The sequence below is a fragment of the Novosphingobium umbonatum genome (assembly GCF_004005905.1).
Classification (GTDB): domain Bacteria; phylum Pseudomonadota; class Alphaproteobacteria; order Sphingomonadales; family Sphingomonadaceae; genus Novosphingobium; species Novosphingobium umbonatum.
Genome location: NZ_SACO01000079.1, coordinates 1 through 255 on the forward strand (window position 1 = coordinate 1; position 255 = coordinate 255).

The window sequence follows — 255 nt, forward strand, 5'->3', positions numbered from 1 at the left end:
CGGCCATCGCCTGCGCCTTTGCAGCAGCTTGAGCCTGTTGCAAACTGAGGGCCAGCGCCTGGGTGGTTTTCAAATCGTCGGCGGCCTTGTCCCGCGCCGCGCGCTCCTGCAGCGCCTGCATGATCTCATCCGAGAAAATCCCGGCGTCGATAACAGTGGATCGCTCAACCTCGTTCAAGCTCGACAGGTCCACCGTCAGCGTGCCTCCGGAAAAACGGTATGGACGGGAGGCAGCCTTGTCGAGGATCCGACAGG

General features: G+C 62.4%; 1 protein-coding gene. It reads right to left on the bottom strand.

What is annotated here, in order from left to right:
• A partial coding sequence (locus tag EOE18_RS18600) for a hypothetical protein (RefSeq protein ID WP_164852829.1) occupies positions 1–255 on the bottom strand: 255 nt, incomplete at both ends.